The organism is Clostridium pasteurianum (assembly GCF_001705235.1).
GTDB classification, from domain to species: domain Bacteria; phylum Bacillota; class Clostridia; order Clostridiales; family Clostridiaceae; genus Clostridium_S; species Clostridium_S pasteurianum_A.
Window position 1 is genome coordinate 4,183,910 of sequence record NZ_MCGV01000001.1, and the last position, 26,782, is coordinate 4,210,691.

The 26,782-nt window shown below is 26.7% G+C and carries 25 protein-coding genes and 2 pseudogenes; 23 read left to right on the forward strand and 4 right to left on the reverse strand.

What is annotated here, in order from left to right:
* Positions 1–160 precede the first annotated feature (160 nt).
* The 4 genes and pseudogenes from BEE63_RS18780 (at position 161) to BEE63_RS22360 (ending at position 2,031) form a co-directional block, all read left to right on the forward strand.
* The gene (locus tag BEE63_RS18780) at positions 161–1,003 is read left to right on the forward strand and encodes a hypothetical protein (protein ID WP_066022840.1); all 843 of its coding nucleotides are present in this window, start codon (positions 161–163) and stop codon (positions 1,001–1,003) included.
* A 21-nt stretch (positions 1,004–1,024) separates the two neighbouring features.
* On the forward strand, positions 1,025–1,558 hold the full coding sequence (locus tag BEE63_RS18785) for a hypothetical protein (protein ID WP_066022841.1): 534 nt from the start codon (positions 1,025–1,027) through the stop codon (positions 1,556–1,558).
* A 146-nt stretch (positions 1,559–1,704) separates the two neighbouring features.
* Positions 1,705–1,800, forward strand: a pseudogene (locus tag BEE63_RS21450) (GGGtGRT protein); the annotation flags it as partial.
* 105 nt (positions 1,801–1,905) lie between these two features.
* A complete protein-coding gene (locus BEE63_RS22360) occupies positions 1,906–2,031 on the forward strand; it encodes a hypothetical protein (RefSeq protein WP_278327525.1) in 126 nt (41 codons plus the stop codon).
* A 60-nt stretch (positions 2,032–2,091) separates the two neighbouring features.
* On the opposite strand, the gene BEE63_RS18790 is transcribed toward BEE63_RS22360, so the two are convergent.
* The gene (locus BEE63_RS18790) at positions 2,092–2,514 is read right to left on the reverse strand and encodes a peptidoglycan-binding domain-containing protein (protein WP_066022842.1); all 423 of its coding nucleotides are present in this window, start codon (positions 2,512–2,514) and stop codon (positions 2,092–2,094) included.
* 498 nt (positions 2,515–3,012) lie between these two features.
* Between BEE63_RS18790 and BEE63_RS21455 the strand changes: the two are divergent.
* The 13 genes and pseudogenes from BEE63_RS21455 to BEE63_RS18850 form a co-directional block, all read left to right on the forward strand.
* Positions 3,013–3,105, forward strand: a pseudogene (locus BEE63_RS21455) (sporulation transcription factor Spo0A); the annotation flags it as partial.
* A 407-nt stretch (positions 3,106–3,512) separates the two neighbouring features.
* Positions 3,513–3,839 carry a hypothetical protein gene (locus BEE63_RS18795; RefSeq protein ID WP_066022843.1) on the forward strand — a complete coding sequence of 109 codons (327 nt, stop codon included), beginning with the start codon at positions 3,513–3,515 and terminating at the stop codon, positions 3,837–3,839.
* A gap of 418 nt (positions 3,840–4,257) precedes the next feature.
* On the forward strand, positions 4,258–4,407 hold the full coding sequence (locus tag BEE63_RS21815; RefSeq protein ID WP_157797124.1) for a hypothetical protein: 150 nt from the start codon (positions 4,258–4,260) through the stop codon (positions 4,405–4,407).
* 288 nt (positions 4,408–4,695) lie between these two features.
* Positions 4,696–5,343, forward strand: a complete 648-nt coding sequence (spoIIM, locus tag BEE63_RS18800) for a stage II sporulation protein M (RefSeq protein WP_066022844.1) — start codon at positions 4,696–4,698, stop codon at positions 5,341–5,343.
* A gap of 249 nt (positions 5,344–5,592) precedes the next feature.
* On the forward strand, positions 5,593–6,471 hold the full coding sequence (xerD, locus tag BEE63_RS18810) for a site-specific tyrosine recombinase XerD (RefSeq protein WP_066022846.1): 879 nt from the start codon (positions 5,593–5,595) through the stop codon (positions 6,469–6,471).
* Between the two features lie 108 nt (positions 6,472–6,579).
* Positions 6,580–7,395 carry a purine-nucleoside phosphorylase gene (locus tag BEE63_RS18815; RefSeq protein ID WP_066022847.1) on the forward strand — a complete coding sequence of 272 codons (816 nt, stop codon included), beginning with the start codon at positions 6,580–6,582 and terminating at the stop codon, positions 7,393–7,395.
* A 91-nt stretch (positions 7,396–7,486) separates the two neighbouring features.
* Positions 7,487–8,701: a D-alanyl-D-alanine carboxypeptidase family protein gene (locus BEE63_RS18820; RefSeq protein WP_066022848.1), complete on the forward strand. Its 1,215-nt coding sequence runs from the start codon at positions 7,487–7,489 to the stop codon at positions 8,699–8,701.
* A 78-nt stretch (positions 8,702–8,779) separates the two neighbouring features.
* Entirely contained in the window at positions 8,780–9,982 is a 1,203-nt protein-coding gene (locus tag BEE63_RS18825) for a CCA tRNA nucleotidyltransferase (protein ID WP_066022849.1), read from the forward strand.
* The gene (locus BEE63_RS18830) at positions 9,957–10,712 is read left to right on the forward strand and encodes a segregation/condensation protein A (protein WP_066022850.1); all 756 of its coding nucleotides are present in this window, start codon (positions 9,957–9,959) and stop codon (positions 10,710–10,712) included. Before BEE63_RS18825 ends, BEE63_RS18830 begins: the two co-directional genes overlap by 26 nt.
* Positions 10,699–11,316, forward strand: a complete 618-nt coding sequence (scpB, locus tag BEE63_RS18835; RefSeq protein WP_066022851.1) for an SMC-Scp complex subunit ScpB — start codon at positions 10,699–10,701, stop codon at positions 11,314–11,316. The genes BEE63_RS18830 and scpB overlap by 14 nt, the downstream gene beginning before the upstream one ends.
* 483 nt (positions 11,317–11,799) lie before the next feature.
* Positions 11,800–12,291: a sigma-70 family RNA polymerase sigma factor gene (locus BEE63_RS18840; RefSeq protein WP_066022852.1), complete on the forward strand. Its 492-nt coding sequence runs from the start codon at positions 11,800–11,802 to the stop codon at positions 12,289–12,291.
* The gene (locus BEE63_RS18845) at positions 12,284–13,258 is read left to right on the forward strand and encodes a hypothetical protein (protein WP_081312612.1); all 975 of its coding nucleotides are present in this window, start codon (positions 12,284–12,286) and stop codon (positions 13,256–13,258) included. The genes BEE63_RS18840 and BEE63_RS18845 overlap by 8 nt, the downstream gene beginning before the upstream one ends.
* Positions 13,259–13,368: 110 nt before the next feature.
* Positions 13,369–20,847: a non-ribosomal peptide synthetase gene (locus tag BEE63_RS18850; protein WP_066022854.1), complete on the forward strand. Its 7,479-nt coding sequence runs from the start codon at positions 13,369–13,371 to the stop codon at positions 20,845–20,847.
* A 124-nt stretch (positions 20,848–20,971) separates the two neighbouring features.
* Here the strand turns inward: BEE63_RS18850 and ytfJ are convergent, their stop codons facing one another.
* Entirely contained in the window at positions 20,972–21,439 is a 468-nt protein-coding gene (gene ytfJ / locus BEE63_RS18855) for a GerW family sporulation protein (RefSeq protein WP_066022855.1), read from the reverse strand.
* On the reverse strand, positions 21,432–21,983 hold the full coding sequence (locus BEE63_RS18860) for a DUF2953 domain-containing protein (protein ID WP_242874865.1): 552 nt from the start codon (positions 21,981–21,983) through the stop codon (positions 21,432–21,434). Before BEE63_RS18860 ends, ytfJ begins: the two co-directional genes overlap by 8 nt.
* A 153-nt stretch (positions 21,984–22,136) precedes the next feature.
* On the opposite strand from BEE63_RS18860, the gene BEE63_RS18865 reads away from it, so the two are divergent.
* Positions 22,137–23,186: a D-alanyl-D-alanine carboxypeptidase family protein gene (locus tag BEE63_RS18865; RefSeq protein WP_066022857.1), complete on the forward strand. Its 1,050-nt coding sequence runs from the start codon at positions 22,137–22,139 to the stop codon at positions 23,184–23,186.
* A gap of 319 nt (positions 23,187–23,505) precedes the next feature.
* The gene (locus BEE63_RS18870; protein WP_066023294.1) at positions 23,506–23,853 is read left to right on the forward strand and encodes a hypothetical protein; all 348 of its coding nucleotides are present in this window, start codon (positions 23,506–23,508) and stop codon (positions 23,851–23,853) included.
* Positions 23,854–23,882: 29 nt separating this feature from the next.
* Here BEE63_RS18870 and BEE63_RS18875 read toward each other — a convergent pair whose 3' ends face one another.
* Entirely contained in the window at positions 23,883–24,293 is a 411-nt protein-coding gene (locus BEE63_RS18875) for a helix-turn-helix domain-containing protein (RefSeq protein ID WP_066022858.1), read from the reverse strand.
* A 271-nt stretch (positions 24,294–24,564) separates the two neighbouring features.
* Here BEE63_RS18875 and BEE63_RS18880 point away from each other — a divergent pair, with 271 nt between their 5' ends.
* From BEE63_RS18880 to BEE63_RS18895, 4 genes are all read left to right on the forward strand, one after another.
* Complete coding sequence (locus BEE63_RS18880; RefSeq protein WP_066022859.1) at positions 24,565–24,951, forward strand: hypothetical protein; 387 nt, start codon at positions 24,565–24,567, stop codon at positions 24,949–24,951.
* A gap of 168 nt (positions 24,952–25,119) precedes the next feature.
* The gene (locus tag BEE63_RS18885; protein ID WP_066022860.1) at positions 25,120–25,701 is read left to right on the forward strand and encodes a hypothetical protein; all 582 of its coding nucleotides are present in this window, start codon (positions 25,120–25,122) and stop codon (positions 25,699–25,701) included.
* A gap of 21 nt (positions 25,702–25,722) precedes the next feature.
* The gene (locus BEE63_RS18890; protein ID WP_066022861.1) at positions 25,723–26,463 is read left to right on the forward strand and encodes a sigma-70 family RNA polymerase sigma factor; all 741 of its coding nucleotides are present in this window, start codon (positions 25,723–25,725) and stop codon (positions 26,461–26,463) included.
* A gap of 37 nt (positions 26,464–26,500) precedes the next feature.
* Positions 26,501–26,779, forward strand: a complete 279-nt coding sequence (locus BEE63_RS18895; RefSeq protein ID WP_066022862.1) for a hypothetical protein — start codon at positions 26,501–26,503, stop codon at positions 26,777–26,779.
* Positions 26,780–26,782: the final 3 nt, after the last annotated feature.

A 26,782-nucleotide genomic window follows, 5' to 3' on the forward strand; every position in this document is an offset into this window, starting at 1 on the left:
TGTTGTAATTTTTATATATTTTTTAAATATATTTATATTTTTCTAAAATAGGTAACACACAGCAGTTTTATGTAATTCGGTGGAGGAATTTTATGATTTTTGTAGAAATAATTAAATTAAATAGAAATTAGTATACTTAAATCAAAAGAGAGGAAATATAATGAGTAGATACATATATGCAGCGAAAATAAATATAAATCAAAATATTTTTTATAGTAATTTTGATAGTTTAATACCATTAATAGGTGAGGCAATATTAAATTATAAGGATAAGATATATGAAACAAAAACATTAAAATGGACATTTGTTGATGTAAAGAAGATACAATTAGATTCTGAAGAATATATAACAGGAAAATTATGTAAGATAAGAAAAAAGGTTGTAGAGAAAAAATATGATGATGATATGCATGATACTTATTGGGAAGATGAAACTAATAAGGCTTATGAGAACATTTTTTTATATGATCAAAAAAGTGAAATAATTGTATTTGAAGATACCTATGAAATAGACAAAAAAACTTTTATGGAGAAATTTGAAAGATTATGTTATTTAATAAATCCAACCATTGGTGAGATAAAAATTAAATTATATCCTAAATCAGCTGATATAGATAAAATATTAGCTGAAATAAATAAAATTTATTATGCAAAATTTAATATAATACCTGCAAATTATACTTCAAAAAATGGATTTAAAAAATTAGATGAAGCTTTAAAAGAAGAAAAAATAAGTGAAATTAATGTTACTTTAAAAAATAAAGAAGGTGAAATTTCAAAAGAAGAAGATACTGTTTTTAGCCAATGTGTTAATATGGTTAAAAATGCGTATGGCACATTTGTTATAAATGTTAAAAATATAAATGAAAAGGTGATTAAGAGAATAGATTCAGAGTGTACGATTTATAAAAAAAGTATTAAAAGTGATTCATCTATACAAATATATATTAAAAAGTTTAAAGAACTCATAGATATTATAAAGAGAGAGAATCATCTCAATTAAAACTTTGAGGAGATGAAAGAATTGATTGATATAAACGGAAAGTCAATGCTAAAAAAGTATGGAATAAAAAATGTGTTTTTATCTGCTGATTTTTTTTTACTAATAATTGTTTCTGTTATTGCTTTCGTAATAATGTTAATATTGCCAATAAATAATAAACTTCAACTGTTAAAAGATTATTCTCAAGATTCAATAGCAATTGATGCAGGCATACTTGCTATTGTTGTAGGAGCATTAGCAATTATAACGAGTTTGATTAATGAAAGATTTTTAAATCTAATTCAAGAAACAGATTCTTATTTTGATTTTGTTGTTCCGTTTTATCTTAGTACATTAACCTGGATTGCAAGTATTATTATTAATTTTTTATTATTAGTTTTGTATTATTTTGATTCAAGTAAATTGCCTAATTATAAAATGATTGTGTGTATTATCACGAGTATAAGCATTGGATTGTTAATATCCGGATTAAAAGGTATAAGTGATTTAGTTATAACGTCTATTGGATTAGGATTATATAGAAATGAAGTTCTGAGTAAAAATGAGAAAAAATAATAGTTTTATATTTAGATTAATGCATGATAAAAGTTGAAACTATAAAATAAATTTACTGTATATTTACATTAATATACTCTTTTTTATTTTTTGTATTGATTTTATATTAATTAAGTATTTATGTGGGTTCAACAGTAAAAAGTAAATCCAACGTTGAAATGATGGGATTAATCGGAATGGGTAACAACCCAATGGTTGGAGCAAGTGTTGCCGTTGCAGTTGAAGAAGCTATGAATAAATAGGGGTATTTTAAAGGCTTTGATTAACTAGAATGGACTATTTTAAATACATAAAAAGCTACTCACATCTATAGGTGTGTAGAGGTGCGTAGTATTTAAAAAATAAATATGAAAACTAAAGTGAATGATAGAACTTTTGCTGAAGGTTTTCAACAATTTATATTGGAACAGTGCATTATGAAAAATTTTAGATCAAGTACAGAGAAACATTATAGAAATGAAACTCAGGATTAAATAAATAATCTTGAGCTTCGTTTAGGTTTTTAGATCATGTGAATTTATATTACACAAACTTTAATGTTTTAATAATTCATTCCATGTTGCCCAGCCAACAATACCGTCAATCCTTAAACCATAGTGTGATTGAAAATTTCTAACAGCATTGTATGTTTCTTGTCCAAATATACCATCAACACTAGTATAAATAAGAGGTAAAAAACCAGCAGATTGTAGACGATATTGAACTTGTAGAACAGCTGTTCCTTCATCACCTAATTCAATATATCCACCACTGCCAAGTATTTTAGAAGCGTCTCTACTATCCCATGAATCACGAAGTTTTAACAATGTAGCATTCTTAGATGGTGCTTGTGTAGTTACTTTAGTAGAAGTTGTGTTTATTTGTTTTGTATTATTAGTAGCAGCAAAAGCGCTAGAAGAAATTAAGATACTAGATACAATTCCTAAAGATAAAGTTTTTAATTTTAAGTTTTTCATTTTAAATCCTCCTAAAATTCGATTATTTGTATTTTAAATACAAACAAAGTGTACAACTTATAGGAATAAATGTTAAATGATGTATTTAATTGCTTCTTATTGTAATTATCTTAATAGGATAACCTATAAGAAATAGATGTAGATTTCTTATATTACTTGAATATTGCAAAAATTTCAGACATACTGTGATTTGAGATTCACAATAAGTATTGATTAAATTGACATAATTTATTGAATTATTACATTGAATAAGAAAGTAATTATGTTAGAAAAAATAGTGGGTAAATAGATTTGCGGGATACGATAGGATATTAAATTACTCTGTTGTATCCCTTTTTTTCTTTCTTTTAATTTTGGGGTATTGCATAATAAAAAAATAGGGTATAATATATATGTAATTAATAACTATTATTATATATATAAACCAATGAATATTGAACGATATATAATTTTTGAAAATATATAATAAACGGTGGAATGGTTGATTTTAGTGGGTTTTATACTATAAACAATGGCAAGGGTAAACCTACAAATTCAGAATTCATTGCAATGATTGATGATAAATTAAGACTTAAAAATAAAGTATCATAGACTAGTGGTAGCAATATTTTAGGAAAAGTTTGCTTTTATGTTACAAGGTGAGTCCTTAAATATATGTGTTAATTTTAAAAATAATATCAATAGACTTTCTTCATTCATAGTTAGAATGTAGGAAGTCTATTTTTGAAGTTAAAGTATAAACATGAATATGGAGTATTTATTTTATAATACTTATTTGGACAATATACACAGGTTAGCTATCTCAATACAATAGCAATAATGGAATCTAGCAGTGATAATCAATTAAATGCTGTTATAAATGCAGGAATTATAGTGCGAGAAATGTAACATTGCTAAGTTTATTGAATAGGAACAATTGGTTATAAAGTTGCTTATATATAATTTGTAAGCAGCTTTTTTATTATACTAAAAATTATGAATAAAGAGGTAAAATAATAATGGATAATTATACAAATCTAATTTATGGCGGTTTAGGAATAATTGTAGGACTTATAGTACCAGTAGCAGTTAAAAAAGCAAAGGCTGGGCTCACTTTTATAAAAAGCAAAATGGGTGATGCAAATTATAATGAGTGTAAGCAATTCTTGATTCAATTAGCCAAACTTCATCCAGAGGATTTTGCAGAGGATAAAATAACTGATTTACTAGATAAATTGGATAATAAATATGGAGACCATTTATCAAGGGCTCAAATAAAAGAGATAGTTGATTTTGTGGCTAAAACAATTGAAACTGATGTAGCTAAAGAAATAGCAAGTAAATAATGCGAAGTAATAGTATTTTAGAACATTAAATAAAATTCATAATACTAAGCCCAAAATAATGAAAATACTAAGAAATTTTAATAACTCGCTGAGAAGAAGCTCAGACAAATTAAAATTACTAAGTCTTTTCATTATTTTGGGCAAAGTATTATTGAGTTTTATTTAAATCGTTCTTAAAATACTGTTACTTCGCATAGAATAAAGGCGATGATAAATTGTGGGAATGAAGTGAACATATATTATATCTTTTCAATTTGAATTAATACATATACATATTGGTAGAAATATTATGCAAAAATTGTGATATAATATAAAATGCTTATTAAAAACAAATTAAAATGATTATAAGTTCATATTATGGGAAAAATATTTAAAGGGAATACTTAAGATAGGATTATTGACAAGTGGTGATATATTTATGTTGGTAAAAATAGTAGTTATAGTATGCAGCGTATTTGTATTAATTTCCTTGCTTAGTGTTATTGCCTGTATTAGAATTTCAGGTAAGGCAGATGAACTAGAAAATAAAATAAAAGATAATATAAATAAAAAACCAAAAATAAAGTAGTAAGTTGCTTAAGGATATATTTAAATGGAATTACTTAAATATAAAAAGTAATAGCTTCTTTTAAGAGAATAATGTACAAAATTATGATTTAACTCAATAGTACCTTGAGTCTAGGGGTAAATTATGTGAATAAAATGTGCATTTACAAATGAGGATTTCAATAGTAAAATTTATTTATATACTTATGTGTAGGAGAACGTAGGGTTTTATTTAAATATAAATTGTGCATAAACCTTTTTTTAATGGCATATTATTTATTAAAATGATATGGATGAAAGGGTGAGGTGCATGAAATTAAATATAGCTGAGATGATAGGAAATCATGTAAGGCAGAAATTTTGGCTTTACATTATAAGTTCTTTAAGTATTGGAATAGGTTTTGTAATAGGTGTTTATACAGTTAAATACATGACAGGCTATGAAAAAAGTGACTTGATGAGTTATATTTTGAGTTTTACGAAGAGCAAAAGTAATGTTTCTATGAATTATAATGGAATTTTATTTGAGACATTAAAAAACAATATACCATTAATATTAGCAATTTGGTTTTTGGGACTTACCATGATAGGCATACCTGTGATTTTGATCATTGATGTATTAAAAGGATTTAGTCTTGGATTTACAATAACATTTTTTGTTAACAATCTCGGAATAAAGGGAATTACAATGGCGTTTTTGGGCGTTTTACCTCAGAATTTGATTTATATACCGTGTATTGTATTTGTTTCGGTTATTTCTATGGAATTTTCCATAGGTCTTATAAAGTATGGGTTTAACGATGGTATAAAGAGCAGAATATTTACTAAAATAGGTTCATATTCTTTAATATTTGTTTGTGTAACTATATTTATGGGAATAGGCTTTTTATTTGAAACATATTGTACGCCAAATATAATTAAACTCGCATCAATACAATTTTGGGGAAGTCTTTTTTGATATGAATAAGGAAGTAACTTTATTTATAATAAAATTTTTAAAGTGTTTTCTAATACTTATAATTTTTGGCATACTGCTTCCGGAAATTGCAGACAAAATTATAACTTACATTGTTGAGAAAAAGAATATTAATAGTAACAGTTATTTTGTATATAATATATTTAATTATAGTAAGCAATTTATAATAAAATATATATATTATTTTAGAATTTGTGAAGGTTATAATTAAAAGGAGTAGGAGACTTATATATGAATAATTTAATTGAACAATATTTCTGTGAAATGAAAGAAAAAAATCTCAGTGTAAATACTATTGATGCTTATCAGAGAGATATAAAGAGATTTGATGATTTCTTGAAGGAGAGATCGGAAAAAATTAAAGAGGTTGATGTAATTACTATAATGGCATATGTACAGCATCTTCAAAAAAGTGGACGTGCTAATAGTTCCATTGTAAGAAATATAGTTTCTATAAGAAATTTCTTTAAGTATCTCGAGGTAAAAGGCATAAAGGAAGATAATCCTGTTGTTCAATATGAAGTCCCAAAAATAAAAAGAGATTTTCCAGAAGTACTTACTATTGAAGAAGTTGAAAGATTATTAAATGAACCGGATGAAAGTTCCGATAAGGGCATAAGAGATAGGGCTATGCTTGAAATAATGTATGCCACCGGTATGAAGGTTACTGAACTTTTAAATTTGACTATTTATGATGTGAATTTAAAATTATCATACATAAAGTGCAAGGGCATAAAAAATAAAGAGAGAATAATTCCAATGGGATCTTATGCAGTTAAACGTCTTGAAACGTATTTAAAAATAAGGACAAAGTTCAACATTCAAAATTTAGATTATTTGTTTTTTAATTTAAAGGGAGATAAAATGACACGCCAAGGGTTCTGGAAAATAGTTAAGCATTATGCAAAAGAATCCAACATAAAAAAGAAGATTAATGCATATACTTTAAGACATTCTTTTGCGGTTCATTTGCTTCAAAATGGAGCAGATATAAAAACAATACAGGAACTTTTAGGGCATAGTGATATGTCTACTACTCAAATTTATTCTGGGATGTGTAAAAAAACTAGAATTGTTGAAGTTTATAAGAAAACACATCCTAGAGCCTAATTTATTTACATAGCCTTAAACATATAAAAGTACATAATAAATGATGAGAAATAATTTAGAAGGTAAAAGTTTTAAAGATTTAATTGCAAGATAAAGGAGAGAATTAATATGGATATAAAAACAATAGAAGAAAGTTCAAATTTTATTAAAGCTAGAATAAAAGGAGAACCTCGTATTGCTATAATATTGGGCTCTGGACTAGGAGAGCTTGCAGACAAGGTAAGTGAAAAGGTTGTTATAAAATACAAGGATGTTCCAAATCTTCCAACATCCACAGTTAAAGGTCATGCAGGTCAATTTGTGTTTGGAAAGCTTAATGGAAAATATGTAGTTATGATGCAGGGAAGATTTCATTATTATGAGGGAAATAAAATGGAAGACCTTGCATTGCCTATTTATATAATGAAAAGCATAGGTGTTGAATCTCTTATAGTTACAAATGCAGCTGGTGGAGTAAATACTGCATTTAAACCTGGTGATTTAATGATTATAAAGGATCATATAAATTTTGCAGGTATAAATCCGTTAATAGGTAAAAATTGTGATGAGATGGGAACGAGATTTCCAGATATGTCTAATGCCTATGACAAGGAACTTTTAGAATTATCTAGGAAGGCAGCAGATGAAGCTGATATTGATGTGGTTTCTGGAACTTACTTTATGATGTCAGGACCTAATTATGAAACACCAGCTGAAATTAGAATGATAAGGACTTTAGGCGGTGATGCTGTTGGAATGTCTACAGTGCCAGAGGTTATAGCAGCAAATCACTGTAAAATTAAAGTTATAGGTATATCATGTATAACTAATATGGCAGCTGGAATACTTGATAAACCTCTTGATCACAGAGAAGTAATGGAAACTTCAAATATGGTTAAAGAAAAGTTTACTAAACTTGTAACAACAATACTAGAAAAACTATAAAAGAAAAAAATTTTTCATTTATGTGATAATTTCTGACAATATGGTAAAAATAAATCTGTAAACTGATATTGTTAGAGAGGATGATACATAAATGAAAAAAAGGGGAATTACGATAGGGGCGGTAGCTCTGCTATTTATATTTCTTCAAAGTGTGTTTTTACCAACTAATGTAATGGCATTTGAGCCTAAAAATAATGCTAAAAATGAAGTGCCAAATGATACTTCAGGTATTAATGTTGATGGTAAGTCTGCTATACTACTTGAACCATCAACTGGAACAGTTATTTATGAGAAAAATTCTCATGAAAAGTTTGCACCTGCTTCAGTAACTAAGATAATGACAATGTTACTTACCATGGAAGCTGTGGACAGTGGAAAGATTAGACTTTCAGACAAGGTTACAGTAAGTGAGAATGCAAAAAAAATGGGCGGAAGTTCTATGCTTTTAGATACAGGAGAAGTTAGAACTGTAGAGGAACTTTTAAAAGGAATAGCCATAGCTTCAGGAAATGATGCAGCGGTTGCGATGTCAGAGTATCTTGGCGGCAGCGAAGCAAATTTTGTAAACATGATGAATAAAAGGGCACAGGAACTTGGAATGAAGGATACTACTTTTAAAAACTGCACAGGACTAAATGTTGCTGGACATATGACAACGGCTTATGATATTTCGCTTATGTCACGTGAGCTTTTAAAACATCCTAAAATTTTAAAGTATACAGGAACGTATATGGAGACTATAAGTGAAGGAAGAAAAAGTCCTATAGGTCTTGTAAATCACAACAAATTGGTAAGGTTTTTCAAAGGCTGTGATGGATTGAAAACAGGATTTACAGATGAAGCAAAGTACTGTATAAGTGCAACAGCATGTAAAGATAACGTTAGAATGCTTGCCATAATAATGGGAGCTCCTACGTATAAAATAAGAAATAAAGATGCTTCTATGTTAATGAATTATGGTTTTTCAAAATTTACTTCCAAAAAGATTGTTTCAAAGAATAGTGTTGTAAAAAAGGTCCCTTTGAATAAGAAAGGTGATAAATTCTTTTTAATAAAAGCAGAAGATGATTTATCTGTAGTTGTCCCAAGAGGAGATAAAAGCACTATAACTAATAGATGCTGTTATAAAATAAATAAGAAAACTAAGGAACTTAAAATGGGAACGATTATTGGATACTCTGAGTACTATGTAAATGGCAAATTTGCTGGTAGAGTTAAAATATATTGTGACAGAGATATAAAACTAGGAGGATTTTTTGATAATTTCAAACATGATTTAGAACGTATATTTGATAATGCAATATAGAGTATGATAAAATAAACTGTAAAGCCATTTCTATTGGAATTACAGTTTATTTTTTTATAGATGGAAGGATGCATTTTGGTGGATGTGTTTAGGATACTTGATGAAAATCAAATAAGTGTTTTAGATGAAATAAAGCATATATGCAAAGCCAAAAAAATAAAAGTATATATAGTTGGTGGCGCTGTTAGAGATTCAATATTAAATTTGAAAACTAGAGATATTGATTTGTGTATTGAGGAAAATCCCCTGGAGGTTATAAAAGCTTTGAAAACTTTGAAAAAGTACGTTTATTATGAAAAGTTTCAAACTTCAACGCTTCATTTTAATAATGGAATAGTTATAGATTTAATAAGGTGCAGGAGTGAAATCTACTTAAATGATGGAATGCTTCCAGTTATTAAACCTTCATCTATTGAAGATGATTTATATAGAAGGGACTTTACAATCAATGCTTTAGCCTATGATCTTGCTAAAGAGAAAATTATAGATTTGCATAATGGGATAAAACATATAAATGAGAAGACTATAAAATCTGTACATAAAAATTCATATAATGAAGATCCTACACGAATTTTTAGAGCCATTAGATATGGTATTAGATATGGTTTTAAGATTAAAGAAGAGGATGTAATAAAAAAGCTTATTAGCAATAATATATTTGATTCTATAAGTTATGATAGGTACGTAAAAGAATTGTATTTAATTTGTTGTGAGAAAAACTGGATCGAAATGTTAAAGACCTGTCATAAGTATGGAATTTTTAATATTGATTATGAGAAGCTTGGAAGTAAGAATATACTCTGTAATTGCAGCAAAAATCCCTATATGAATTTTTTAAATTTGATTTACTGCTCTAAAGATAAGAAACTAAATACTATTATACTTAAAAATTCTTTTTTTAGTAAGGAGCTTATAAATCCAATTAGAGAGTTTGTTTTGAAGAAAAATGAAGTAGAGGTAGGATTATTGCATGCAAAAACAAATTATGATATATATAATATACTTAGAGGTATGAGTGATTATGAGCTTATTCTTTTTTCATGGAATGATGATATAAAGTATAAAATATACAATTATGTAAATAATATATTGAAATGTAATTTAAAAATAAGTGGCAGCGAAATAAAGAAATTAATTAAAATAGATGGAAAAGTAGTAGGATTGATTAAACAATTTATTTTAAGAAAAAACGTAAATATGCTCATGAATTTTGATTTAAGTGATTTCGCAGAGAAAAATATGGGAGAGATTTTATATGACGCTGAATATAAGCATAGATAATTTTGAGGGACCTTTTGACCTTCTTCTTCATCTTATAAAAAAGAATAAAATGAATATTTACGAAATAAAAATATTTGATATAACCAATCAATATATACAGTATTTAAATGAGATGAAGGAAATGGATCTTGAGGTAACCTCTGAATTTATAGTTATGGCGGCTACTTTAATAGAAATAAAATCGAAATATCTTTTACCTAAAAACAAAGAAGATGAGGAAGAAGATGAAGAAAAGGATCCTACACAGGAACTCGTTTCTAAATTAGTAGAGTATAAAAAGTTTAAATTAGCAGCTGAGTTTTTAAAAGAACGTGAAAAAGATTATGGAGAGGTATTTTCCAAAAAACCGGAAATAATTGACGACAATTTAGAAGGGGAATTTGATAAAGATATTCTTAAGGGAAAAACTCTTCTTGATATGTACAAGTTATTTGAAAAGTTAATGGAGATGTATACAAGTAAGCTGAATATAGGTGATAATCTTTCAGATAAAATATCGCCCGATACTTATAAAATTGAAGATAAGATGGATCAAATAAGTGAAAGTGTAAAATTAAAAAAAGAAGTGTATTTCTCCAGCTTAGTTAAAGAGTGTTCTAGTAAAATTGAAATAGTAGTTACTTTTTTGGCACTTTTAGAATTAATAAAACTTAAGGATGTAAAAGCATACCAGAAAAATAATTTTAAAGATATATATATAGAAGGGATGAAAGTACTTGAGCAAAATTAAAGAAAAGCAGATGGAGATGAATGAAACTTCAAAGGAAGTCTTTTATGAATCTATAATTGAATCTCTTTTGTTTGTAAGTGGGGAGCCGCTTAAATTAAAGCAAATAGCTTCTATAATTGAGTGCAGTACAAGAAAGACACTTAATATAATAAATGATATGATAGTTAAGTATAACGATGATTCAAGAGGTATAAAATTAATAAACGTAAATGATTCGTATCAGCTTGTTACTAAAAATGAAAATAGTGAATATGTACGAAAATTATTAAAGACAAATACAAGACAGGCACTTTCTCAAGCAGCTCTTGAAGCTCTTGCAATTATTGCATATAAACAACCTATAACGAGAATAGATGTAGACGAAATAAGAGGAGTTAAAAGCGATAGAGCTATTTTAACACTTCAAGAAAAGAAGCTTATAAAAGAATGCGGAAGGTTAGATGTACCAGGAAGACCTATATTATATGAAACTACAGATGAATTTTTGAAAAGCTTTAATATGGAGAATATAGAAGACCTGCCGTCTATGGAAAAATTTTTAAAAGACATAGATGAAACGGAGATCAAAGAGGAAGTAGAAAAGGATTCTGCTGAGGAAAATTAGAAAAAGTTAATTATATCAATAAAAGCGGTTATGTTTTTGCATAGCCGTTTTTATTTGCATAAAATTGATAGGAAATAATAGTGATTTAGGTAGTTTAAGTTGAAACACTAAAGAATTAAAAAACACTTGATAAAATTATAAGAAATATATAATTTTGTGCAACATTTTTTTAGGTTAAGTTGTATTATATTTAGAAAATTTTATAGGATAATTTAATAATGTTGAAGAAGTTCAAAATGTACTTGAACTTAAAGTTTAAATATTTAAAGAAATGTAGATGGTCAAAGCATTAAGTTAAGTAGAAATGATAAGCTTGTAAATTATGCAGCCTGAAAAATAAATAGTATGTTGTATTTAGTTTCAGTGGAAAAAAACGGAGTTTGAATAAATTAAAGGTACTTATTAATAATTAAAAAATTCAATATAAATCATTTAGGGACTTTATAGTGTTTTGTACTGCAGGACGGAAGGATGAGTTTTATAATGAATGAGATTTCATTAAGTACAAATGAAATTATCTCACAGGATTTGGATCATTATGGGAATATGTTATTGAGACTTGCATATTCATATATGAAAAATATTTATGATGCAGAGGATGTAGTACAAGAGGTTTTTATCCAATTGCTTAAAAATATACAAATATTTGAAAATAATAATCATAAAAAAAGTTGGCTTATTTGCGTTGCAAGAAATATTTGCAAAAACAAATTAAAATCTGCGTGGTTTAAAAAGCATGTGGAATTAACTGAAATTCCATATTACGATGAATATAAAGATAATAATGTTCTTAATAAAGTCATGGAGCTTCCACTAAAATACAGGGAAATTATTTATTTATATTATTATGAGGATTACACTACGGTAGAAATTGCAGCTATAGTACATAAAAAAAATTCAACAGTACGTTCATTGCTTAGTAGAGCAAGAAAGATATTAAAGAAGAAGTTAAGGGAGGAGTATGATTTTGAGTAATAATTATAAAAGAGCATTGGATAAGATTAGTATAAATGAAGATATGAAAAAGAGAATACTCCACAATGTGTTAAGTGCAAATTTACAAATTAAAAATACAAATTCACAAATAAAAAATCATAAAGTACTTACAAGAAATATACTAATTATTGCTGTAAGTTTTTTTACACTAGCGTTAAGTTTAAATGTTGTAAATAATAATCTTAAATTATTTAAACATAATAGGCATAGTTTAAAGCAGAAATATGTACATAATACAAATAAAAATTCACAAAATAGGCAATCAGGTAAATCATATAATAATTACAAAAGATATAGTATAGAAAATAAAAATAGCCAAAGTTATGATATGTCTAAAAGGCAAAAAGATGCAAATAAATATGTTAGTGATAATAAAAATTATAAGAAAAGTGATCCTTTAAAGTATAAGGAAAATAGCATTTCAGATAATAAGAGTGATGACAATAGTAATATCAATAATAGAGTAAATAATAATAACAAAAATGTTAAAGCAAATAAGGAAGAAAATAATAATAAAGAAAATGATAAACAAGGCAAGTTTCCCTCAGTTGCTTGTGGAAACCAGATAAAAGAGTACAAAACTCTGGAAGAAGCTGAAAGGGAGGTAAACTTAAACATAAATTATATAAAAGAAATACCTGATGGATTTGATTTAAATAAAATATATGTTATAGAAGATAACATGATTGAAGTAGAATATATCAATGGTAAAGATACAATTAATTTTAGAGCAGGGAAAGATATTGGAAATACAGGAGATGTTTCTAATACATCTGGAGTTGAAAATGTATGTAAAATAAATAAAATTAGCGTAAACCTAGAAGAGAGCAAAAATAAAATAGTTAATTCAGCAACATGGAAAAATGGAGAGCTATCATATTCTATTTCATTTAAAAATGGTATTGATGAAAAAATAGTTATTAGTATGATAAAGAGCAGCTTATAATCTAATATGTTAATAAAATTTAAAAATTACATTTAAAAGAAAAATGTTGCAACTATATTTTTATTTAAAGTGTAGTATATATGTAAACTAACATATTAGGGGGTATTTTTATGAATAGCATTAATAAAAAGTTTGAAATAACACATCCACAAAAGAGAATTTGGTACAATGAAATATTGTTTCCAGGTACATCAATGCATAATATTGTGTCTAAAATTTATATTGGCGGCAACCTAGATATTCATTTATTAGAAAAGACAATAAATTTAATTATTAAAAAAAATGATTCCTTTAGATTGAAGTTTTATGAGGAAGATGGAAAGTTATATGAATATGTAGAAGAATATAAATTTATTAACGTACCTTTTTTAGATTTTACAATGTACAAGAATAATGCTGAAAAGCAGCTTGATGAATTTTGTATAAATGAAGGTAGAAAAACTTTATATAGGCAAAATGAATTGCTATTTAAGTTTTTTATTTATAAAATTAATGATGAAAATATGGGAATATGCTTTTTTATACATCATCTTATTTTTGATGGTATGTCTTGTAATTTATTAATCAAACAATTTTGTAATATATATAACCAGCTATGCAGTAATAAAGTTGTAAATTCTAATGTTGAAAATTCATATATAGATTTCATATATGATGAAAATAAATATTTAAGTTCTAAAGAATTTAAAGAAAATAAGCAATTCTGGAATGAAAAATTCTCAAATTTAAATGAAAATTCTTTATATGTAAATCCTAAAAGTACAAAGTCTAGAATAAAATCGTTTACTTTAAGTCAAAATATGCAAAAGGGACTTGAAAAATTTTTAAATGATAAAAACATATCTTTAAACAAATTCTTTATTTCTATTTCAAGTATATATATGAGTAGAATATTAAATGATAACGATATAACACTAGCTGTTGCTTGTTTTAATAGGGATAGTGAACGCCAAAAAAATACTATAGGTATGTTTACAGGAACCATGCCTTTAAGAATAAATATAAAAGATAATATTACTTTTAATGAATTTTTGGATTATTTAAATATGGAGCTTAAAAGCTGCTACCATAATCAGAAATATCCATATGATTTATTAGTCCAGGATTTAGAGTTAAAGAGAAAGGGATTTGATTCCTTATTTAAATTTTGTGTAAATTATTATGTACTTGATAGCTATAATTTAGAAGCATCTAACAATATGTATACTTATAATGAAATACTTGCTCAAGAGCATGCAAATATTCCACTACATATTTTTATTAAAAAATTAAAAAGAAAGGAAAATATTCAATTAGAAATTCATTATAGAATAGAGGATTATACTGAACAGCAAATAACTCAAATGCTTAAAGGTATGGAGGTTATTGCGATACAGATTATTAATAATCCTAATATGAAAATCTCTCAGATACAGGTGGTTTCTGAAGAAGAAAAAAACATTATTTTAAATAAATTTAACAATACAAAAAGAGAATATGCGGAGAATAAAACGGTAAAAGAACTATTTGAAGATATAGCTAAAAGATTTCAAAATAGAACTGCTGTTGTATCGAATGGTGAATATTTAACTTACAAAGAATTAAATGAAAGGGCAAATCAGCTTGGTAGGACACTTATAAAAAATGGTGTAGTCAAAGAAGATATAATTCCAATATTGTGTGATAGAAGTGTGGATACAATAGTTGGCATGCTGGCAATTATAAAAAGTGGAGCAGCATATTTGCCAATAGATGAAGATTACCCTGAGGCAAGAATAAATTATATGATTAAAGATAGCCGAAGTAAACTGCTTTTAATTAAAAAACATCAGTTAAAGAAGATTAATTTAGAAAGAACAAGTGTACAGTTAATAGATTTAAAAAGTGCTGATATATTTAAGGAAAGCAAAGAAAACCTTAAAAATATTAATACACCAAAGGATTTAGTATATGTAATTTATACTTCAGGCTCGACTGGAAATCCTAAAGGTGTATGCGTTGAAAATAAAAATTTAGTGAAACTTGTTAATAATCCTGATTGTATTGAAATTAATGAAAATGATAGAGTTCTTCAATCCGGTTCTTTATCCTTTGATGCTTCAGTATTTCAAATATGGATTGCACTGCTTAATGGAGCAGCACTTCATTTGGAAAATAAACTTTTAACAATTAGTGATATTGAATTAGAAAATTACATTAGTCATAATAAAATTACAGTAATGCTTATGCCAACTCCTCTATTTAATCAATATTGTGATATCAATATAGGAATATTTAAAAATCTAAAATATTTGATGGCAGGTGGAGATGTTTTATCAAGCAAGAAGGTAAGTAGAATAAAAAAAACATATAAAAATTTAAAGATTATGAATATATATGGACCAACAGAAAATACAGTAGTTTCGACGGCATATGAAGTTAAGGAGGACTGGGATGAAAATAGATCAGTACCTATAGGAGTTCCGATATCTAATTCAACAGCTTATATAATGGATAAGAATAACAATTTGCTTCCAATAGGTGTAGCTGGAGAGCTGTGTGTAGGTGGAGATGGGATTTCAAGAGGATATCTAAATAGAAAAGATCTTACAAAAGAAAAATTCATAGAAAATCCTTATGTAAAAGGAGAAAAAATATATAAAACCGGTGATTTTGCAAAATGGCTTCCAGATGGGAACATACATTTTATAGGTAGAATGGACTATCAAGTAAAAATTAATGGTTTTAGAATAGAGCTTCAAGAAATAGAAGCAAAATTATTAAAGTATTCAAAACTAAAAGAAGCAGTTGTTGCGGCCCAAAAGGATAAAGATGGAAATAAGTATTTATGCGCATATGTTGTAAGCAAGGAAAAAGTATCTTCAAAAGAAATAAGGGATTTTTTAAAGAAAGAAATTCCAGGTCATATGATTCCCTCACACATAATGCAGCTTGAAAGTATGCCTGTTAACTCTAATGGTAAGGTTGATAGAAAAGCACTTCCTATACCTGATTTATCAGCACAAAGTGATGCTGAGTTTATAGAACCTAGAAATGAGATGGAACAAAAACTTGAGAATATTTGGTGCAAGGTACTTAATATAAAAAAAGTATCTGTAAAAGATAATTTCTTTGAACTAGGAGGGAACTCATTAACAGCTATAAGATTAGTTTCTAAAATTCATAAAGAATTAAAATATAAAATTGTTGTTACAGATATATTTAATAAGCCTTCAATAGAAGAGTTAGCAGAATACTTAAAAGGTAACATTTCAGATGGAATAGCAGGTTTTAAACAAATTAAAAAAGCTAATAAAGCAGATTATTATGAGGCATCACCGGTACAAAAAAGGTTATATGCTGTAAACCAAACTAATGTAAACAGCACAAATTATAATATACCTCTAGTGTATGTTATAAAGGGTAACTTTGATAGGTATCGTTTTGAGAAATCAATCTGTAAGTTAATAAATAGACATGAAGCTTTAAGAACAAGTTTTCATGTAATTGATGGAGATATATTTCAAAAGATACATGCAGTAGCAGACTTTAAAACTAAATATATATATGCTGGTATGAAATTCGATAAAAATAAATTTCAAGCTAAAAAGTTTATAAAACCATTTGATTTAAGTAAAAGTCCACTTATTAGAGCTTTCATTATTGAATTTTTAGATGCCTTCGTATTAATAATTGATATGCATCATATAATTTCTGATGGTGTTTCTGTAGGAATAATAATGAAAGAATTATCAGAATTATATAATGAAGAAAAACTTAATGAATTAAGAATTCAATATAAAGATTATTCGAACTGGGTAAATAATATGTATGAGAAGAATTTGCTAAAAGAACAAGAAAATTATTGGCTTAACGAATTTAAAGGAAAACCTTTTGAAATGAATGTTTGCTTAAATGGAAAAAAAGTTTTGAACAAAGATTTTAAAGGAAATACCATAAAATTCAAAATAGATAAAAAGCTTACTTCTAAAATAAATAAAACTTTGAATAATTTAGGCATAACAAAATTTATGTTCTATATATCAGCATATTATGTATTATTATACAAATATACCGGCCAAGAAGATTTAATTATAGGGACACCAGTATCAGGAAGAACCAATGAAGATATTAAGGATACAGTTGGTATGTTTGTAAATATGCTTCCACTAAGGAGCAATATAAGTGGAAATATGAGTTTTAAGGAGGTTTTGAGTGAGGTAAAATCTAACTCACTGAATGCATTTGAAAATCAAGAGTATGACCTTAAGAACTTAATTGAGAAATTAAACATAAATGATACATCATTGTTTAATATTACTTTTTCATTTCAAAATTTAAATATTGATAATTTAAGTTTTAAAGATACAGAAATATCTATGTATAATTTAAAAAGTGAGACAGCAAAATTTGATGTTTCTATGATACTTAAAGAAAATAAGGAATATACTTTTGGTGAATTGGAGTACAAAAAGTCGGTATATAGTAAGAAGTTCATGGAAAACTTTGCTAATCATTATATTAATATTTTATCAGAGGTAACTAAAGATTTTAGTTGTTCTATTAGTGAAATTGATATTTTATCTAAAAGAGAGAAAAGCATTATATTAAATAATTTTAACAATACAAAAAGAGAATATGCAGAGAATATAACAATAAAAGAATTATTTGAAGAAATAGCTGAAAGGTTTAAAGATAAAACTGCCCTTGTATCAAATGGAGAACGTTTAACTTATAAAGAATTAAATGAAAGAGCAAATCAGCTTGGCAATATATTAGTAAAAAAAGGTGTAGTTAAAGAAGATATTATTCCAATATTGTGTGATAGAAGCGTGGATACAATAATTGCTATGCTTGCAATTATAAAAAGTGGAGCAGCATATTTACCAATAGATGAAGAATACCCTGAAACAAGAATAAATTATATGATTAAAGATAGCCGCAGTAAACTACTTTTAATTAAAAAACATCAGTTAGAAAAGATTAATTTAGAAAAAATAAATGTACAATTAATAGATTTAAAAAGTGAGGAGATATTTAAGGGGAGCAAAGAAAACCTTGAAAATATCAATACACCGAGGGATTTAGTATATGTAATTTATACCTCAGGTTCAACTGGAAACCCTAAAGGTGTATGTGTTGAGAACAGAAATTTAGTAAAGCTTGTTAATAATCCTGATTATATTGAAATTAAGGAAAATGATAAGGTTCTTCAATGTGGTTCTTTATCATTTGATACTTCAGTATTTCAAATTTGGGTCGCACTGCTTAACGGAGCAGCACTGCATTTGGAGAATAAAGTTTTAACGATTAGTGATATTGAATTAGAGAATTACATTAATCATAATAAAATAACAATAATGGTTATGCCAACTCCACTATTTAATCAATATTGTGACAATAACGTAGAAATATTTAAAAATCTAAGATATTTGATGGTAGGTGGGGATGTACTGTCAAGTAAAAAGGTAAGCAAAATAAAGAGAATATATAAAAATTTAAAGCTTGTAAATGGATATGGACCAACAGAAAACACAGTAATTTCAACGGTATATGAAATTAAGGAAGATTGGGATGAAAATAAAGTAGTACCTATAGGAGTTCCGATATCTAATTCAACAGCTTATATAATGGACAAGAATAACAATTTACTTCCAATAGGCGTGCCGGGAGAACTATGTGTAGGCGGAGATGGAATTTCGAGAGGATATCTAAATAGAGAAGACCTTACAAAAGAAAAATTCATAGAAAATCCTTATGTAAAAGGAGAAAAAATATACAAAACAGGTGACTTTGCAAAATGGCTCCCAGATGGCAATATATACTTTATGGGAAGAATTGATTATCAAGTGAAAATTAATGGCTTTAGAATAGAGCTTCAAGAAATAGAAAATAATTTATTAAGAATAGAGGGGATAAATGCAGCGGTAGTATTAGAGAAATGTGAAAATGAGAATAATTACTTATGTGCTTATTACCTTGGAGAAAAAGAATATAGTGTAGGTGAACTAAGAAAAGAATTAAAGAACTTTCTTCCAGAGTATATGCTGCCATCGTATTTTGTAAAGCTAGACAGCATGCCTTTAACACCAAATGGTAAGGTAGATAGAAAAGCACTGCCAAATCCAGAAGAAAAAATTAACATGGGAGTGGAATATGAGCCTCCAAGAAACAAAATAGAAAAAAATATAATGGAAACATGGCAGGATGTGTTAGGTCTAAGTACTATAGGCATAAATGATGATTTTTTTGAAATAGGAGGTAATTCTCTAAAGGCTATCTCGGTAGTTTCAAAATTATCAAGGGAATTTAGTATTGTTATAAATGATATATTTGAATATCCAACAATAAGAGAATTAGCTTTAAATATTAAAAGCAAATTTTATGTTGCAGCTAAAGGTGAAATAGCAGCAACTACAGGATTTGAAAATGAAATACCACATGAAATAAAAGTTGAGTATGATCGTTATATACATGATATAGAAAAATATAAAAAGGTTAACTTGAATAAAGAAGTATCTTATAAAAATATTTTACTTACAGGAGCTACTGGATATGTTGGTGTAAATATTTTAAAAGAAATTATGATTAATACAGATAGTAAAGTACACTTATTATTAAGGGGAAAAAGTATTGAAGCAGCTGAAGAAAGGATTATGCAAAAGACTGATTTCTATTTTGGACAAGAATTTTATCATAAATATAGACATAGAATTAATATTTTGTGTGGAGACATATCAAAGGACAAATTAGGATTAAATGTAGAAATCTATAAAAAATATTTATCAGAGATAGATTGCATAATAAATTCTGCTGCAAATGTAAAGCATTATGGTAAATATGAAGACTTTTATGATATAAATGTTTTAGGTACAAAAAGACTGCTTGATTTTGCGATGGCAGGTTTAAAAAAAGATTTTAATCAAATATCCACTATGAGTGTTGCAAGTGGAAGCATACCAAATAATAAATTGGTTATGTTTTCTGAATCCGATATTGATATAGGACAAAAAAGTAATAATGTGTATGTACGCTCGAAATTAGAAGCTGAAAAACTAGTTAAAAAAGCAAGTGAGAATTCCTTGAATATTAAAATATTTAGATTAGGTAATGTTATGTTTAATTATGGAACTGGCTTGTTTCAGGAAAACATAAAAGAAAATGCTTTTTATAAAAATATAAAGGCTTTTGTAAGGCTTAAGTGTGTACCCAATATAAAAGGAGACATTTTTGATTTCTCTTATGTAGATCAGTTATCTAAAGCAATTATTCTCATTTTTAATAAGTGCGATTTGAAGAATCAAGTGTTTCATATAATAAATCCTAAAAAAATCAGTACTAGTAATTTAGTAACTCTCTTAAATACAAAATACAAAAATATAAAGCTTAAGGATATGAATGAATTTTTATCATGTATTTCCTTAAAAGGTGAGAGTGATGAATTAAGAGAGTATGTTGATAATATTAAAGTTAATTTTGGACTTCTTGACGATAATAGTTCAACAAGATTTATAACTGTTAATGAGAGAACCAATGCTATTTTAAATAAATTAGATTTTGAGTGGAGTAAATTAGATGAGGATGCTATAAAAAGGATGCTGAATTACTGTGAAAAAGTTAAATTCTTATGATATAAATAAAGCAAATTAATTATGTATGTCAAAAGCGCCTTTAAAAATAGGCACTTTTGACGTTATAATTAACAGCTTTGACTTTTGAGTAAAATAGGAAAAAAATTTTTATGACTAAAAAATTTTAATCTTCTTCTTTATTATCTTCTGAATCTTGTTTCTTTTCACTATCTTTCTTCTCCTTTTCAGCATTTTGCTTTTCACCTTTTTTGCATTTACATGAAAAATTTTTAACCATTTCTAAAACCTGTGGAACTAAGTCAACTATTTTTTCATAGGTGTTTTCTGCATTTAAAGGAAGAAGTCTTACTGATGAATCTTCTTTTATAACAAGAAAAGCTATAGGCTTTAAAGAGACTCCTGCACCTGAACCTCCGCCAAATGGATAGTTTTTATCAGGACCAGACGATGAACATGAATCTTTAAATTCGCTTCCTCCTGATGCAAAACCAAAAGATACTTTTGAAATAGGTAATATTAAGCTTCCATCTGTATTTTTAATTGGCTCCCCTACGATAGTATTTACATCAATCATTCCTTTGATATTTTCCATAGTGGTTTTCATTAAATTTTCAATAGGATTATTATCCATTATGTACACTCCCTTTATTTTTGAGTTTTATATGCAACTTAAATTTTAAATAAAATAAAATTATCAAATTGTAGATAGTTTTTGCTATACTTACCCAAATTATACTTTCAAATTCAATTTTGAATATATCTTTTTGAAAGTAGGGAAGTACTTTGTAATTGAAATTTTTTATTTTAAAAAAGGTACTAAATAAGTTATAAAAAAAAGAATTAAGACAATTCATAAATCCAAAGATAATTGCAGTGCATGCGGCATCATCAGCAATTCCAAATCCTAAACTGAACTTAAACTTTGAAGAGTATTTTAGAAATTTATTTTTATTCTTATTAATGTAAGTTAATGTGTCAAAGTAATATGCAACCTTTCTTTCAGTTCTACTAACTCTGAATTTTAATTTTTTCTTATAAACAAAAATTGAATATTTGCCTTCAAAGTATAAAAAAGATACTTTTACAGGAAAGGGAATAAGAATTAGTATGATAAGAATAATTATTAGATACATAATATGCCTCCCGATAAGGATAATATTATATATTTTAACCATATATATGCTTTTTATAAGGAAAGGAATATTTAAATTATAAGAGGGACAAAATAATTAAGTGCAAACATAGGATTTCCAGTTAGACAATATAATGCAGTTAGTTTAACTTTAGAAAATCTATAATTAATACTTATAAAAAGTAAGGTGATTTATGTGAAAATTTGTAGAGTTACAGCTTTAGCATTAATTATATGCTTTCTTAGTCCAATTGTTAACGTAAAAGCAGATAAACTTAATATAGATGCTAGATGTGCTGTGGCTATGGATAGTAAAACGAAAATGATATTGTATGATAAAAATGCAGATATGATAGTTCCAATGGCAAGTACTACTAAAATAATGACTTCTTTAGTTGCAATTAAATATGGTGATTTAAATAAGAAATTTACAGTATCTAAAAGGGCAGCATCAATAAGGGGATCAAAAGTAGGATATAGAGCAGGAGAAGAAATAACCTTAAGGGAACTTCTATTTGGACTTATGCTGCGTTCTGGCAATGATGCTGCTATCTGTATTGCGGAAGGTATAGGAGGCAGTGTAGAAGGATTTGCAGAGCTTATGAATGAATATGCCTGTGAAATTGGAATGTTTAATAGTCATTTTGAAACACCACATGGACTTGACAGAGATTTTCATTATTGCACAGCATATGAACTGGCTTTTATAACTTCAGTTGCAAAAGAGAATAAATTATTTAATGAAATTGTAAGTTCTAAAGATGTGCCCGCCGATAGATATGGTTTTACTAGAAGTTATCATAATATAAACAAAATATTATATCAGATACCGGGTGCAAATGGAGTAAAAACAGGATACACTGGAAAGGCTGGAAAATGCCTTGTTACATCTGTAAAAATGAATGGTCATGATGTTATATTTGTTGTGTTAAATTGCACGCCTAGATGGAAAGAAACTAAAAGGATATATGAGTATGTTAAGAAAAACTATGAATATAGAAAAGTAGCTTCAAAGGGTGAAAAGGTAGGTGAAAAGATTACTTCTAATAGTAATAGAAAAGTTAAACTTTACTCACCATGTGATATTTATATTCCTTTGCGTAAAGATGAACACTGCTTAAAAAAGATAATTTTATCGGATAATATAAAAAATCGTGATTTGAATCGTGATGTTATTGGTTCAATAGAAATATATTGCGATGAAAAATGTGTATATAAAAATTACTTGCTGAGTAATCCTATTTGAATATAAAACAGCTGGAATGTAGCGTACCAGCTGTTTTATTTATGGAGTAATGGGTCATATTTTTGTAATATTTATTGAATTTAGTTGTCATAAAAGAGACGTTAAATTTAGATTATAAGTGTTAATATTTATATGTAAGAACTATAAAGTCTCCGTATCAAAATTAAATTTATGCCTGTTTCAAAGTTTAAGGTACTTGTATAAATTAACTATTGAGAAGGTTTCTTTATATACAACGAGGAGGAAAAGATAATATGTCAAAAAAAAATTTGATTTCTTAAGCTTAGATGATAAGCAAGGGATTAATAAAGCCGTGGCAATGCTTTCAAATAGTGAAGTAGGAGAAACAGTAAGTTATATGGAAAAATCAATATTTAGTGGTAAATACATAAAAGAATATTCCATTTCTATTTTGCAAAGGTCTATTAAAAATAGAATGGAGGATAGTACAAGCTTTTCTGAGTATAAAAATTTAAAAAATACTTTTGAAAAATTGAATTGGCTTAAATTTAAAAATATGACTTTCAAGTTTAATGATATTGAAGAAAATATGATTAAAAATATATTAAGAGTTAATCCAGAATTAAAGAAAAACTTAATTGAACTAATGGATTTAGAAAATGAAAGAGAAGAAAAAATAATAGAATATATTAGAATAAACAAGTAAAATGTAAACAAATTCCTTGATACATGGCATTAAGGAATTTGTTTATATCTATTGCCATATTTTTTTAGTAAGAATTCTACATATGTAATAGTTTCTTCATTTATATCTTTATATGAATTTATCCATCCTAATTTTTGGAGGGCAATTCTTATATATTCTTTGATATCATTTGCCTCTTTAGTATCTTTTTTTTCAAGATAACCTGCTGCAATTAATAGTGTTTCTTTATTTAGTTTTAAGCCTTCAGCTAACTTAGCTATAGTTTCAGCATCTGGGTTTTCAATGCCACCGTTTGTTCCTTTTTCAATTCTACAAATTGTAGTATTACTTAGTGAACTTAGTGTTGAAAGTTTTCGTTGAGAATATCCACGAAGTTCACGTATTCTTTTTATATATTCTCCAAAAGTTTCTTCTGGTAATTTTAATAATTTATTATCCATAATCTAGCTCCTTTCAGTTATAGGATTCATAATGTGAAACTTAAGCAAGTAATAATTTTAAAGGCATTATATGTAAGGATAACTTAATAGTCAAAATGGTTTCTATGTAAAGTGTTTAGAAAGTATATATAAATTTTAGCATAAACAACCTAAAAGTGGTAAAAATATCTTGAAAAGTGTTGCATAAAATAAATAATAATTATATAATATTTATTAAAAGTTACATACAATTTACACCATATACTCAATAAAAAGGAAAGAGGCAAATGAAATGAAAAAATCTTTTGAAGATAAAAAAGTGGAGAATATTTTAAGTGCTTACTATGAAGATCAGCTTAATGTACAGGCGTATCAAAGTAAGTTAAATTATTATGATCAATATAAATCTATAATTAATAAAAATATTAATAATGAAAAAGAAGTGGAATCTATAAAGAGAAAAATTGCAGAAATAAATTTTAAAAATAAATATCTAGAACAGATAATAAAAAATTTAACGGGGGATGAACAAAAGTATATTGAATGTAAATATAAGAGAAAATTAAGTGTTATTGAAATACAGGATGAAATGTTTATAAAAGAGAGAACCTACTATAGAATAAGGAAAACAGTAATAAATCATTTGAAAAGTTTATTGATAATAGATAATCAAATATAAGTGCATTTTTTTGACATTTATATGTAAAAATATAGATATAAAGGTGATTAGTTGAAAATATTATAAATGTTATAAAATAATTTTGAAGAGAAAGTTATATTTGATAACAGTAAACAAAAAATTTACTAGTGTATAGTTCAAAAAATATAAATTATAGGAGGTGTGGTTATGAAGGGGGAAATTTTATGTATGTATTTTGATAAGAAAATGTCTATCAGCAGTATTGCTAAAAAATCATGTAAAAGCAGGACAAGTATATATTCAATATTAAAACTTGATAGTAGATACAAATTGGAAAAAGAACAGAGGGACTGTAATAAAAGTATTCAAATTAAAGAAAGAGAAAAGATGATAAAGTATTATTTTTATGTGGAAAAGCTGAAAGTTATTGAAATATCAAATAAGTTACAGATAAGTAATTCTTTAGTAACTAAAATTATAAAAAATGATGAAAATTATGATAAGGAAAAGGAAAGAAGAAAAAAAGTAAATGCCAAAATTAATAGGGAAAAATCTAAGTTAGCTAGTAAAAAAAGAAGAAGTAAGATTAATGCAGATGATATGGAAATACTTATTATGCTGCAAAGACAAAATTCTATAGCTATGTCTAAAAGAAATAAACTTTCAAATAGAGACATGGTCTTGGCAAATATTAATCATTATAGATATAATTCCAAGAATAAAAAGTTGGAATTTGTTGCTTCTTCTGGAGCCAAGCCAAATGATCTTCCAGGCAGTATTAAAATCTAGAATGCAAAATGGGTGATTTAAATGGATAATGTTAAAACGAATGAATTAATATTAAAGGCAAGAGGAGGTGATAAGGATTCTAAAAATTTATTGATACAGGATAATATGGGATATGTAAAAAAAATTGTAAATGGTTTTTATTTGCGTAATAGAAATTTATCTGTAGAAGATCTTACACAAGAAGGCATAATAGCTATAATGAAGGCTATAAATTCTTATGATATTAATAAAAAAATTAAATTTTCAACTTATGTTTTTAGCATGATTAATTTTACTTTAATTTCTGAAATAAAAAAGAAATATAGTTATTTTAAAATACCAGAACATAAGGTTTCCAAAATATTAAAATTTAAAAAACAAATTGAGGCTTTAAAAGCAGAAAAAAAATATTATGAATGTGAATTCCAGAAGATGGGGCTAAATTACGGTCAATATACTGATTTGCTTTATTTGAGTAATATAAATAATCTTATATATTTGGATGAAATGAAATTTTTTGATGGCAAAATGTCTTTAGAAGATATGCTTGCATGTGAAGATACAAACTATAAAAAAATAGAAGATAAAATAGATTTACGATTAATTTTATTAAGAAGTAAAAATGACTTATCTAATATAGAAAAGTATATATTAAAAAAAATAGTTATAGAAGATAAATCAGTAAAGAGCGTTTCTCAAAAAACAAAAATGTCTGCAAAAAAAATATCCAATATAAAATACAATGCCTTGAAAAAAATACAAAGCATATCCAAGATAAAATAAACTTTAAGTATTCTTTTGATGTGAGGAGGTTGATTCTATGAATATACAACCTGTTTCTCCTGAAGTCGCAAGTGGCAAATTAGTTAAAGTAGTAATGACTATATATAGTACCATCAATCCCATTATATATCCAGCAGCTATTTTAGGGTATTCTGCTGCATTTATTTTTATTATACTTGGAGCCGTTATTCATAGTAAAACAATTAAAAAAGTTGGAATTACTGATTTTGGTGTTATAACTTTGGTACTTATTTCTTATTTTTTAATGCCTACTTTTGTTGGTGTTTTAAAGACAATTGAAACTATAGTTAAGTAGAGG